A 12,747-nucleotide genomic window follows, 5' to 3' on the forward strand; every position below is an offset into this window, starting at 1 on the left:
TTATATATGGCTTATCCAATTCCTAAGGACCTAAAAGGTCTTAATGCTGCGCAGGTCAGGCAGTCAGTTGAAAAAGATGGTTATAATAGCCTGAATACAAAACGCGATTCTGGTACGCTTGATCTATTGCTCAATATCGTGAAAGAACCGATGTTGATCTTGCTGATCGTGATTTCCGTTATTTATTTGATTGTTGGAAATTATACGGAGGCCTATTTTATGTTGGCTGCGCTTACCTTTGTCTCCGGAATTTCTTTTTATCAAGATGTGAGGAGCCAAAATGCGATGCGGGAATTAGAAAAATTAAATGAACCTCTAAGTAAAGTAATACGTGATGGTCAGATCATTGCTATTAAAACGCACGAAATAGCCGTTGGGGATCTATGCATAACGGAAGAAGGTCAAATTATCAATGCCGATGGAATAATTGTGCATAGCCATGATTTTTCAGTAAATGAATCTTCCCTAACAGGGGAGAGTCTGTCTGTGTTCAAAGATGCTAATGGAAGGGATAACTGTGTCTACAGTGGTACGATCACGGTATCAGGTTTGGCCGTTTATGAGGTAAAGAAGATCGGACAGCAAACCAAGCTGGGTCAGATCGGTCAGTCTATGAAGTCTATAAAAGAAGAAAAATCGCCGTTGCAGTTGCAAATTGAACGCTTTGTGAAAAATATGGCGCTGATTGGACTGATCGTTTTTATGTTGGTCTGCCTGGTGAGCTATTTTCAGACACGCAGTGTTATTGATAGTTTATTAAGTGGTCTTACGTTAGCCATGTCTATCCTTCCGGAAGAAATCCCAGTAGCATTCACCACTTTTATGGCGCTAGGTGCATGGAAATTAATGCGCGAAGGAGTCATTATTAAAAAATCAAGTATTGTGGAGACACTGGGTAGTACTACCGTAATTTGTACGGATAAAACAGGTACAATAACCGAAAATACAATGAAATTAGTAGCTGTTTATAGTGAAGCAAAGCAGCGTACGGTGTATGAGCAGGACTATCATCTGCCCGATGTGTCCGATGTGATCCAGACGGCTATGTGGGCTAGTGAACCTGTACCTTTTGATCCGATGGAAAAAGAACTTCATCAGCGTTACGAACAGACTGCTAAACAGGATCGAAGGGCAGAGTTTGAGTTATTTCACGAGTATCCATTGGAGGGTAAGCCGCCCATGATGACTCATTTATTTAGAAATGATGCTGGCGACCGGATTATTGCTGCTAAGGGAGCTCCCGAAGCTATTCTTGAAGTGTCTAGTCTTTCCGTAGAAAAGAAAGAGGAATTGAGGCAGCTTATTGTTCAATTTGGGCAACAGGGATACCGCGTACTGGGGGTAGCGAAAGCACATGATACACATCATGATTTTCCAGAAAAGCAACAGGATTTTCAATTTGATTTTGAGGGTTTTGTTGTTTTTTATGATCCTCCAAAGAAAGGTATTGAGGCTATATTTAAGCAGATCTATGAGGCAGGAATCAAAGTCAAAATGATCACTGGAGATAATTCCAACACAGCAACATCCATTGCCCAGCAGGCGGGCTTAAAGGATGCGTCGATACATATTGACGGGAAAGATTTAATGCTGTTGTCGAAAGAAGTACTGGATAAGCAATTGCATGACTGTACCATATTTGCGCGAATGTATCCGGAAGCAAAACTGGCTGTAATTCAATCCCTCAAGCGTAGTGGTGAAGTTGTGGCCATGCTGGGGGATGGTGTTAATGATGCTCCTGCTTTAAAGGCTGCCCATATTGGGGTTGCTATGGGCAATAAAGGGACAGAGATAGCAAAAGCTGCTGCTGCTGTAGTTCTTGTCAATGATGATTTTTCAAAATTAGTGGTCGCGATCGCTGCGGGTAGACGGATCTATGCCAATATCAAGAAAGCTATTCAGTATATCATATCTATCCATATTCCGATTATTCTAACAGTCTCTCTACCGTTGTTTTTGGGTTGGATATATCCACAGATCTTTACGCCAATACATGTTATTTTTTTAGAATTGGTCATGGGACCTACTTGTTCGATCGTGTATGAAAATGAACCTATGGAACCGAATGCCATGCAGCATAAACCACGTCCAATTTCAGAAACATTCTTAAATTGGAAAGAACTCACAATTAGTATGATTCAAGGATTGGTAATTGCAGCAGGTGTTCTTTTTATTTATCAGTACGCTTATCATCAAACAGGAGATGAGAATACCGTGCGCAGTATGGTATTTACGACCCTCATTTTTTCTAATATCCTGCTTAGTTTTATCAATCGTTCTTTTTACTATTACATCTACGAGACCATTACTTATAAGAACAATCTAATCTATTATATGAGTTGTATCACTTTGGGAATGCTCTTTTTGATGCTGTATTTTGAACCTGTTTCGCACTTCTTTAGTTTAACATATTTGAACGCTGTTCAATTGCTCATCTGTCTATTGGTCGCTGGAGTGAGTACACTTTGGATGGATGCTTATAAATATTGGAAAAGATCGAGAACTGTACATGTTTCCTGATATGAATCGTCGTGCATGTGATCAGGTAAGATCTGTCATGATTGCTTTAAGGGAATGTATAAAAAAAGCAGGTTAAGATATATTATTGATTAAATTTGAGTGATATATGTTTCATTGACCATAAGATATTTTGCGGATACGATCTTATAGTGAGTATTAAATACGTGTGAAGAACTAGAAATTTTGAAGATATGAAAATATTGTTGACGGGTGCCACGGGTTATATCGCACAGCGTTTGCTGCCGGTACTACTCGAGAAGAAACATCAAGTGGTCTGCTGTGTACGTGATCGGAATCGTTTTGATAAAAGTAAATATGAAGGATTTGATTTTGAGGTAATAGAAGTAGACTTTCTAAAGAAGGATGTTGTGAGCCAAATTCCGGAAGATATCGATATTGCTTATTACCTCATGCACTCTATGTCATCTTCAGAAAATGATTTTTCACAAACTGAACTCCTTGTTGCTGATTGTTTTAAAGCTTGTATGGAAAAAACAAGTGTCAAACAGGTAATTTTCTTAAGTGGTATCGTGAATAGTAAGCACCTCTCGAAACACTTACAGTCTCGCTTGAATGTCGAAGAAAGATTGCACTCCAGCCGTTATGCAGTCACTACTTTAAGGGCAGGTATTATTGTAGGATCGGGTAGTGCGAGTTTCGAAATCATACGGGACTTGGTGGAGAAGTTACCGATTATGATTGCACCTAAATGGTTAATGACCAAATGCCAACCAATAGGTATTCGTGATGTACTGGGCTTTTTAGATGGGGTGATGATGCAGGAGTATACATTTAATAAAGCTTATGATATCGGTGGGCCTGAAGTCATTACCTATAAAGATATGTTGCTGCGGTTTGCTCATGTTAGGGCGCTTAAGCGTTGGATATTGACAGTGCCTGTCATGACACCAAAGCTTTCTTCTTATTGGCTCTATTTTGTTACTTCTACTTCTTATCCGCTTGCTAGCAGTTTGGTTGAGAGTATGCGCGTAGATGTCATAGCTCAACCTAACGATCTTCAAGAAAAAATTAATATCCAGCCCATGAGTTATGAAGAGGCTATTCGTTTGGCTTTTGGAAAAATTGAACAAAACCAGGTGATATCCAGTTGGCGGGAGGCCATGAATATCGAAAGATACCCAGATCAATTTGTAAAACTGATAGAAGTTCCGCAAGATGGATGCTTTAAGGACATCAGGTCTATGGACGTATCAGATCCCGATCTTGTATTAAAACATATCTGGTCGATCGGTGGAAAAACGGGGTGGTACTACGCAGATTGGTTATGGGGTATCCGTGGATTCCTTGATAAGCTGGTTGGAGGTGTTGGATTGCAACGAGGAAGGACAAATTCGGAGATTTTATCAACAGGTAGTGTAATTGATTTTTGGAGAGTAATATTAGCCGATAAAAAGGATCGTAGATTGTTGTTATATGCGGAGATGAAATTACCAGGTGAAGCATGGTTGGAGTTTAAAATTGATAAAAATAATGTTTTTATCCAAACAGCCACTTTCCGTCCACTTGGTATTTCGGGTAGATTATATTGGTATGCAGTCTTACCTTTTCATTCCTTTATTTTTAAAGGAATGATGAAGAATATTGCTAAAGGTACGTCAAAAAATAAATAATGAAGTTTGCTGCTTAAAATCTGGTGTTGCGCTAAGATGACTGGTACATTTTTAATTTTTGTTGTAGAACTTTACGTGTCAAATGAATACGGGATTTAACTGTTCCCTCCGGAAGATTAAAGGTTTCGGCAATCTCGTGATACTTGTAACCGTCTAAGTGTAAACGGAAGATCTCCGCATTTTCAACTGGAATGCTATTTAAAGCCTTTTGGATATCATCATGAATCATTTTGTATTCATTTGAATTAAAGGATGTGGTATCGAAGTGGTCGCTATGGATACAATCTTCATATATGATGTGTTTACGTCTTTCTCTTCGATATTGATTGATGTAAATGTTTTTCATAATCACATACAACCAAGTCATTAATTTAGGATCATTTATAAAATTATGAACCGATTTCAGTGCTCTCATAAGCGTTTCTTGAATCAAATCTTCCTTTTCATCGTAATCAGACGTAAATTGACTAGCGAAATGGTTCAACACTTGTCTTTTTTCTTGAAATAAGACATTTAAATTTACATTTTCCATAATAACCTCCATGTTATGATGTGTAGTATATTTAATAACGCTTATATCTTTATAATAGTTTGATAGTGAATGTGGTATATTGTTTGTTTTCTAACTATACGTATAAATTCGTTGCATGCATTTGTATGTAAATTGTCTTATTTTCATTTTATCCATGAGTTTATTTAAATTTCAAGCATTTTTTAAATCGATATAATTTTTAAATCAGGTATTTATATCGTATGCTGCAGGAGACTTCATTATTGCTTTGATGATACATAGGCATATGATCGCTCCAAATCATGTTTCTAGAAAAATGTAAGGGTAAAAACTTAAGTTGTTCATAATGCGTGACCATTTAGGAAATCAGCACGAGTAAGGAAATAAAAAAAGGAATGCAAATTGACTTGCATTCCTTTTTTTAGATGAATATCTAAATTAAGATAGTGTTTTTTCTATAAGAAATTGCCATCACTATCTTCTTCTTCAAGACCATCTTCTTCGATGTCGCGATCGTCATCGTCAAAAACTTCTTCCTCAGGATCACCCTCTAACAGATCTTCCTTTGGGTTGTCTATTTCTAATTCATCCTCCTCAGGATTTAATTTATCACTGTCTGGATCTACTCGATCGATTAAGCCATCTTCTTGATTTTCTCGTTCTATTGCTTCGTGTTCCGCATTGCCAACTTCTTGAAGAGGATCATATTGTCTGGAGTCTTTCAATTGATTTTCAGATCGGTAATCTTGTTCCGATAGATTATTTTGTTTTGGAACAATGCTGTTACTATTTTCTAATATTACGCACATAAGCAGGCCTAGTCTGTTTTTTGTGTTGTTTTTTTCAATTGTGATCATATTTTGAATTTAAGGAATGGAATTTAAGATAAAGAGTAGGCTCTGCCAGCGTGTTTGTCACTTATTTAACGAGCTGGTTAGAATAGGGAATGCTGTAATTTTAATAATTACTTTACCCATTGTTGTGTTATTCTAATTCAGTATCCTCTTTATCATTAATTTCTACTTCATCGATATCCTCTTGCTCAGGCAATTCTAGCGGCTCTTCTCTTGTGAGATCATCATCTTCCTCCATTGGAAGTTCTTCTTGGGGCTCACCTTGTTCTATTTCATCTTGATCTTCATCGGGAAATTCTACTGGATCTTCTGTATCTAATTCGCTATTTTTTGAAATATTTTGTGTTGATTCTTGTCCATTGGATGGTGTATCCTCATCTTCATCCTCTGGTACAAAATTTGGATCTTCTAATTCTGGATCAGGATTCTCAGCAGGATTTTCTGCCTGTTTTTGCTCGCGTAAATCATTCGGATTTTTTGGCGAACCATCAGGATTGTTGATTTGTGACTGATCGGCATTTTCCAATATTACTGCAACAATAAAACCTAGTCCTGTTGTAGTGGTATTTTTTTGTTGTTTCATCATAACTGTCCTTTTTAAATTAATCAATGTATAGAAAGAACAGTCGACATGCTGTAATAGTTGTTCCAATAAATACCTGAAATAAATGAATTAGTACGTCGGTGTATTGATCTATTTTTGATAACCCAATATTTTTAAAAGATGATGGCTTGTTTGCTTTTCAGAAAAGACAGTATATTGTAGATCTTCATGATCATCCCGATCAATGATGATATGTTTTGGTGATGGAATCAAACAATGATTTATTCCGCCAAAACCACTAAGAGCTTCTTGGTATGCACCTGTATGTAGGAAGGTGATATATTGTTCATTGTCGGTATCTGGCAACATTACATATCCGCGATCAATCGTGTTTGGATAGTAATCGGCACTGTCACATGTCAATCCGCCTAGCACATAGGGTTTATAATTTTGTTTTAAATTATTGATAGGAAATACGGGATATTCCTGATGAATAGCCCATGTATCTGGCAAATGGGTAATAAAAGAACCATCAATAATAGCCCAATCTAAACGGTCACCTTGTTTTTTTTCATTTATTTTGAAAATTGTAGCTGTTGCTTCTGCTACCGTATATTTTCCAAATTCGGTAATGATGTCTGGTTCCTGAACGCCTTCTTCTAGACAGATGTTTTGAATGGTAGATATAAGCTGTCGGACTAAAAGTGATAGATCAATGTTGTCATTTAGTGAGCTTCGAAAGGGCATACCGCCTCCGATATCTAATGTCGTTAATTGTGGATTTATCCTTTTAAATCGGCAGTAAAATCGGATAACTTCTTCTAATACATTCCAATATTCATTTCCTGTATTCAATCCTTTTTCATTAAAGAAATGTAACGTGGTGACGGACACTTGCCCGTTTGCTTTTATATAATCATGATAGTGGCTCATGATATTATCGGGTGATAGCCCAAATCTCGACTCATGAGGATAGGTCTGTAGAAAACTCAGGTTTATTCTAATTCATATAGTTAAGTTAGTGGTGTTACTCAGATTTTCAAGATAATGTAAAAGTTCACTTTTACTATCGATGATAGGCATGACAGAACAATGGTTTTGCTGAATCAAGGATAATATTCCAGCTTGATAATCAGAGGTCTTATAGCCATTGCAAATTATTTTTGTACTTTTTTTAATATTTCCATCTTCTATTAAAGATTTGATTAAATCGATATCATAAGCTGATGAGATTTCAACGCCTATATTGGATTGAATAGCTTTTTGTAGTATATGCCTAAAATGAGAACTTTTTGTACAATAATAGTACATATAACTGCCCTGATAGTTCGTTTTTTGTATGGCTTCTTTGAAATATAACTTCATCTCATTTATCTTTTCTTCAATAGTAGGAAGAAACGTAAATCGTAAAGGGGTTCCATAGTCTTTTGATAATCTGAGTAAGTCAATATCTCTATAAAATAATTTAAAATCTTTTATATCGAACTCGTCAGGTAGATCGATCACTTCGTGGATCAATAGTTGTTCTTTCATTCACCAATGCCTGTTTTAATAAAAATAATGCGAAGATATCATTATTGTGATCTTACATTAAGGTAGTAAATGTATAATAAATAGTGTTTTTCGAGGTTGTGCTCCAGACTATCAATAAAACTTGTTTGATCCGCTAAAAAAATGAAATATTTATTGTAATATTCCTATTAGTGAGAAAAAAAATATTATGTTTGTTTGAAAATAAGATTAAGCATCACTTTGTAAGGTCTTGTAAGATTTGATAATACCAAAACCATTATAGGAAAGATCCATTTTATATCGCTATAGATTTAATATCTTTAGCGATTCTTTTTTGATTATAATTTCTGAGCAACTCTTCTTTTTATTTTTTGCTTTAAATAACCTTTGACTCATGTGCATGCAGCTGATGTTTGCAAACTGGTTCATCACTTTTCTCAGATCCATACGATGAATTTAGTCGCGTATCGGATATTTATATCTATTATTTGGAATAAATCTAAATAATATGTTATCTTAGCGACCTTGAAAAATGAAAACGCACTGGGTCAATATTACAAAAGGGGATAAGGAAAGTTTCTTTATCATTTATGATACACTGTATAGGTCTTTGTTTCAATACGGGATGGTTATTGCCAAGGATAGAGAAGTTGTTAAGGAAGCAATCCATATTTTATTTTATGAGTTGTGGGAAAAGCATGAGCGTCTTCCGGTCGATATTAGTGATCCTAAATATTATCTTTTTGTCTGGCTCAAGCGTATTATTTTTCGACAACTAAAAGCCCAGGAAATTTGTTTTGAGAGCTTACTGGAAGAACCTTATGAGGAATCTGTAGAGACTCAAAAAATTAGAATTGAGGAAATGATGGAAAGAGAGCGACATATCCATGCCGCTATGGCTAGGCTGACCAAAAAGCAACGCCACTATATTGAATTGAAATATTTCTACAATAAGTCTTACGACGAAATTGCTATTTCCGAAAATGCTGCTGTCCGAACAGTATATAATGTCATTTATGAAGCTATAAAGAGTCTTAAGAGTCATTTAACAGTGATTTTAATTCTTATTTTAAATTATTATAAATAAAATAGGTAAAAATCAGGTATTTCATGCACTACTCTTAAAATGCATGAAAAATAATGGATAACCCTACTCTTGAAAAATTGATCTGTGATCCTTCCTTTGTTGAATATTGTCTGGATCGTGAATCAGAGAATGTTACTTATTGGAAAACCTGGATTGAGGAAAATCCGCAATACGAAGACTTAGCAATAGCAAGTAAGGCCTTAGTTTTACAGCTCCAGACCATGCCATCTGAGGACGAAATCGCAATGGCAAGACGGCGTCTTTATCAAGCGATCGATGAAGTTAAGGTAAATCGAAAAATTCTGTTTCGGAAATGGTTTCCCTACGCTGCTGCGTGTGTACTGCTTTTGGGTTTGTCCATCTTTTTGTTTCAGCAAAGTCCGGATATGCTGCAGAGCCCCTCGCCTAAAGTCGCTGTTGTAAAACAATACGTTCCCGCCGGTAAGTACATGAATGTGCAACTGACTGATGGAACAAAAGTACGATTAGGGCCTACTTCTACACTCGACTATCCTCAGCAGTTTGCAGCGAGCGAGCGAAAAGTGAGGCTCAAAGGTGAAGCTTTTTTTGATGTAGCTCATCGTAAAGACCAGCCCTTTACCATCGAGACAGGTGAATTTCAGGTTAAAGTCTTGGGAACCTCATTTAATATTCATGCTTTTGAAGAGGACAAGGTAGCAAAGATTGCCCTGTTTACGGGTAAAGTGGAAATCTTTAATAATAGCATGCGCCTGATCATCTTACCTGGACAGGCATTTGTATATGACAAAGTGTTGGATAAATATACTATAGAATCTTTTGATCAGGGACAAGAACGAGAGACGATGAATGGAGTACTGCACTTTAATCATGCTACTTATTCGGATATTGGCCAACAATTGGCTCGTAAATATGGCATTTCTTTTCAGGCTGATGCAGATGTAGATCTTGATTTTTCTGGAACTATAGCGCATGAAAATCTGGATCAGGTATTGGATAAATTGACTTTAACCACCTCATACCGCTTCTTTCTTGAATCTAACACCTTAATTGCTCATAAAAAATAATATGAAAAAAAATAATAGACTCAGCGCGATCTGGGTTCGTTCTTTATTTCTTGGTATCGCTTTTACCTATCATGGACTACCGGTATCGGCACAACAGCTCCATATTGAAAGTAAAAGCCAGTCGCTTAAATCCATTATGCAACAGATCGAGAAACAATCGGGCTATAGCTTTCTTTATGATGAGAAAACCATCAATCTCAACCGGAAGGTTTCACTACAAATGACTGGTTCACTGACTCAGATCTTACAAAGTCTGGAACAGCAGACTTATCTACAGCTGAGGTTGTCAGGAAGAAATATCTTAATCAACAATGGCTCTGTAGGTGTTCTGACCGGGAAAGTGACCGATGAAACGGGATTGCCCTTATCCTTGGTTTCGGTGTTTTTTAAAGAACTAAACCAATATTTTTTGACAGAGCAAGATGGTTCTTTTCGGTTCCAGTTTCCAGCACATCGCCTGAAATCTGCTGAGGTCAGGTTTTCGATGATCGGAAGGCAGGGCATTACGCTTAACGTAGTGCTGGATAAACAGCAGACAGGAATACCCACTGTTACTTTACCGTTATTAAGCGTGGGCCTCGACGAAATTACGGTTAGCCCTCGTACGAATCAAAATTTAGAAAGTAATAGTTCACTTTATATTAATCGGGAGGTTATTGAACAGTCCGGAGCGCTTAGTCTCAACGATTTATTGAGTTTGGTACCTGGCCAGAAGATCGCTGCTCCATCTTTACAGCAGGTACAACAGGCTAATCTACGTAGTGCTTCATTCGGTACAAATTCTTTGGGCACCAAAGATCCTTTTTCATTGAATAATTCTTTTGGAATTGCTTTGATTATGGATGGAATCGCGCTGTCCAATAATGCCAATATGCAGACGCTCAATCCAGGAATCAGCGGTATGGGGAATTCTTATGTAGGTGGTAATATATCTGGTTTAATGGGGAGTGAAGACCGTCTTGACCGTTATACTGGTGATTATACATTTGGAGGGGTGGATTTACGTCAGATTGCAACGGATAACATTGAAAGTGTTGAAATAGTGGCTGGTATCTCTTCGGCAAAATATGGAGATATGACCAATGGGGCTGTGATCATCAATCGGATTGCTGGTGCAACTCCTTTCAATTTTAATATGCAACTTCGTGATAATGCAACTGTATATGGACTAACGAAAGGTTTTCAAACTAAAAAGTGGGGTGCTTTTACGGTAGGCGGTAATTTTACACGTTCGTATAATGATAACCGTGATAAGCTCAAATCGTATGACCGTGTTGGAAGCAATTTAATATGGAGTACAGCAGCTGGTCAAGATCGTGCTTTTACCAATACATTTACTGCTGATTACGGTCGCAATCTGGACAATGTACGTCGTGACCCAGATGATCCTACTGCAACACTTCTGCGCTATAGGGCCTATAATTTTTCTGTTGGTAATCGGACCAATTACAGAATCGACAACAGTTTTCTGACTAATATTGGTTTTAATGTGCGTTATAGTGAGACTTATCAGAATACCTATAAAGAGCAATTCATGAATAATACCTACATCATCTATACCGATGCGACGGATGTAGGGGTAACAAATGGAAAATATGCTTCTGGTATCTATACAGCAGTGACCAATCTGGAAGGCAAACCTGTTGATTTTACGGCTAGACTGGATTTGAATGGTAGTTTCCATACTGGTGGTATTTTACACCAATTGAATTTTGGTTCTTCATACAATTTTTCAAAGAATAAGGGGCGAGGGCAGATCGTAGATCCTACACGACCTCGAAATAATACTTCAACTGCAAATGGAGATAACCGTTCTGAACGATATTATGATTATTCACGTATCCATGCCCAAAATCAGATTGGATTCTACGCCGAAGATGTTTTTAGAACAACTATAGCAGATCGCAATCTGCATGTACGGATAGGAACGCGGTTGGATCTGTTTGAAGGTTATGCTACATTTTCACCACGTACGAATATCAATTATGAAATCACTCCGGATCTGCGCATTGGTTTAGCTTATGGATGGGGTAGTAAAGCTCCCGCATTGGCTCAGTTATATCCTGGTCCAGTATTCTATGAAATCCCGCTATATCAACGCACTGCAGTAAAAGATAATGGTGCTGTGGATGAAGCAAATAGTTTATACTTATTATATGTAGATAAGTTTACTCCTGACAATAGCAAATTGAAACCTGCACTTTCTGAGCAGTTGGAGTTATCGTTGTCCTATGAACATCGCGGATTTAGAGGGGGCTTGAATGTTTACAGTAAACGCAATTATCGGGATATATATAGCGAAATGTCTTTTAGCTCAATCTTATTGGGTAACTACATAGACAATTCGGATCAAGAAGCTGAGTTGCCCTATGTGATCGACGGTCAAAAGCGTCATCGCCTGTCCCGCTATAATTTTGTTAATGGGAAAACGACTAAAAACCAAGGTATAGAGGTCATGTTATCCACTCCAAAATGGACGGCGATAGCGACTTCATTTAATCTGCGCGGCGGTATAACCAAATCTATCTATAACCCAGTTCAAAATTGGTTATCGGTAACCAATAACACCAATAATCCAAATTATGCTGTAACCGGTTTATATCCTGTATTTGAGCGCAGCAGCTGGACCAGTAATGCTGCACTTACTTCGAGTACCCATATTCCAAAGGCTAAACTCTTATTAAATTTTACTACGGAATTTAATATTTTGAATAAAACCAATACACGTGCTACGGACGGTATCCCGATCGGATATTTTACGCAGGACGGAAGATATTATGAGATTGATAATTTTGATAAAGAAAATGTCGACTATGCACATCTGCTTCGTCCGATCGAGGAAATAAACAATCAAAATCAGCCAGGTGTATACACCAATTTTCATCTCAACTTATCAAAAGAAATTAGTAAACGACTGACCCTAGCTTTTCATGTTTACAATGTATTTAATTATCGCCCGCAATATAAACGATCGGATAGTGCGATGGTCATTCCTAATGGTAAACCAAGTTATGGTGCTCAAGTAAGACTTAAACTTTAAGC

General features: G+C 37.2%; 10 protein-coding genes. 5 read left to right on the forward strand and 5 right to left on the reverse strand.

Translation table 11 applies throughout. The features are described from left to right. Positions 1-6: 6 nt before the first annotated feature. Both B3P23_RS06640 and B3P23_RS06645 read left to right on the forward strand, forming a co-directional pair. Positions 7-2,520 (forward strand): cation-translocating P-type ATPase, encoded by a 2,514-nt coding sequence (locus B3P23_RS06640; RefSeq protein WP_293925159.1) that lies wholly within the window; start codon positions 7-9, stop codon positions 2,518-2,520. A 191-nt stretch (positions 2,521-2,711) separates the two neighbouring features. Further along, a complete protein-coding gene (locus tag B3P23_RS06645; protein ID WP_293925160.1) occupies positions 2,712-4,151 on the forward strand; it encodes an SDR family oxidoreductase in 1,440 nt (479 codons plus the stop codon). 31 nt (positions 4,152-4,182) lie between these two features. On the opposite strand, the gene B3P23_RS06650 is transcribed toward B3P23_RS06645, so the two are convergent. The 5 genes from B3P23_RS06650 to B3P23_RS06670 form a co-directional block, all read right to left on the reverse strand. Next, positions 4,183-4,683, reverse strand: coding sequence for an RNA polymerase sigma factor (locus tag B3P23_RS06650; RefSeq protein WP_293925161.1), 501 nt, complete (start codon positions 4,681-4,683; stop codon positions 4,183-4,185). 434 nt (positions 4,684-5,117) lie between these two features. Further along, the gene (locus tag B3P23_RS06655) at positions 5,118-5,471 is read right to left on the reverse strand and encodes a hypothetical protein (protein ID WP_293925162.1); all 354 of its coding nucleotides are present in this window, start codon (positions 5,469-5,471) and stop codon (positions 5,118-5,120) included. Positions 5,472-5,646: 175 nt separating this feature from the next. Then, positions 5,647-6,102, reverse strand: coding sequence for a hypothetical protein (locus B3P23_RS06660; RefSeq protein WP_248753440.1), 456 nt, complete (start codon positions 6,100-6,102; stop codon positions 5,647-5,649). Between the two features lie 108 nt (positions 6,103-6,210). Beyond that, the gene (locus B3P23_RS06665) at positions 6,211-7,065 is read right to left on the reverse strand and encodes a hypothetical protein (protein WP_349681557.1); all 855 of its coding nucleotides are present in this window, start codon (positions 7,063-7,065) and stop codon (positions 6,211-6,213) included. Beyond that, a complete protein-coding gene (locus B3P23_RS06670) occupies positions 7,066-7,593 on the reverse strand; it encodes a hypothetical protein (RefSeq protein ID WP_293925163.1) in 528 nt (175 codons plus the stop codon). Between the two features lie 511 nt (positions 7,594-8,104). Here B3P23_RS06670 and B3P23_RS06675 point away from each other — a divergent pair. The 3 genes from B3P23_RS06675 to B3P23_RS06685 are packed head-to-tail and all read left to right on the forward strand — an operon-like array spanning position 8,105 to position 12,745. After that, the gene (locus B3P23_RS06675; protein ID WP_248753442.1) at positions 8,105-8,659 is read left to right on the forward strand and encodes an RNA polymerase sigma factor; all 555 of its coding nucleotides are present in this window, start codon (positions 8,105-8,107) and stop codon (positions 8,657-8,659) included. Positions 8,660-8,712: 53 nt separating this feature from the next. Next, positions 8,713-9,705, forward strand: a complete 993-nt coding sequence (locus B3P23_RS06680; RefSeq protein WP_293925164.1) for a FecR family protein — start codon at positions 8,713-8,715, stop codon at positions 9,703-9,705. A 1-nt stretch (position 9,706) separates the two neighbouring features. Beyond that, the gene (locus B3P23_RS06685; RefSeq protein ID WP_293925165.1) at positions 9,707-12,745 is read left to right on the forward strand and encodes a TonB-dependent receptor; all 3,039 of its coding nucleotides are present in this window, start codon (positions 9,707-9,709) and stop codon (positions 12,743-12,745) included. Positions 12,746-12,747 lie beyond the last annotated feature (2 nt).

This window comes from Sphingobacterium sp. UBA6320 (genome assembly GCF_002440335.1).
Classification (GTDB): Bacteria; Bacteroidota; Bacteroidia; order Sphingobacteriales; family Sphingobacteriaceae; genus Sphingobacterium.

Excerpts from the sequence above, each read along its gene's own strand:
- B3P23_RS06640 (WP_293925159.1), top strand. The coding sequence starts at position 7 with ATGGCTTATCCAATTCCTAAGGACCTAAAAGGTCTTAATGCTGCGCAG.
- B3P23_RS06645 (WP_293925160.1), top strand. The coding sequence starts at position 2,712 with ATGAAAATATTGTTGACGGGTGCCACGGGTTATATCGCACAGCGTTTG.
- B3P23_RS06650 (WP_293925161.1), bottom strand. The coding sequence starts at position 4,683 with ATGGAAAATGTAAATTTAAATGTCTTATTTCAAGAAAAAAGACAAGTG.
- B3P23_RS06655 (WP_293925162.1), bottom strand. The coding sequence starts at position 5,471 with ATGTGCGTAATATTAGAAAATAGTAACAGCATTGTTCCAAAACAAAAT.
- B3P23_RS06660 (WP_248753440.1), bottom strand. The coding sequence starts at position 6,102 with ATGATGAAACAACAAAAAAATACCACTACAACAGGACTAGGTTTTATT.
- B3P23_RS06670 (WP_293925163.1), bottom strand. The coding sequence starts at position 7,593 with ATGAAAGAACAACTATTGATCCACGAAGTGATCGATCTACCTGACGAG.
- B3P23_RS06675 (WP_248753442.1), top strand. The coding sequence starts at position 8,105 with ATGAAAACGCACTGGGTCAATATTACAAAAGGGGATAAGGAAAGTTTC.
- B3P23_RS06680 (WP_293925164.1), top strand. The coding sequence starts at position 8,713 with ATGGATAACCCTACTCTTGAAAAATTGATCTGTGATCCTTCCTTTGTT.
- B3P23_RS06685 (WP_293925165.1), top strand. The coding sequence starts at position 9,707 with ATGAAAAAAAATAATAGACTCAGCGCGATCTGGGTTCGTTCTTTATTT.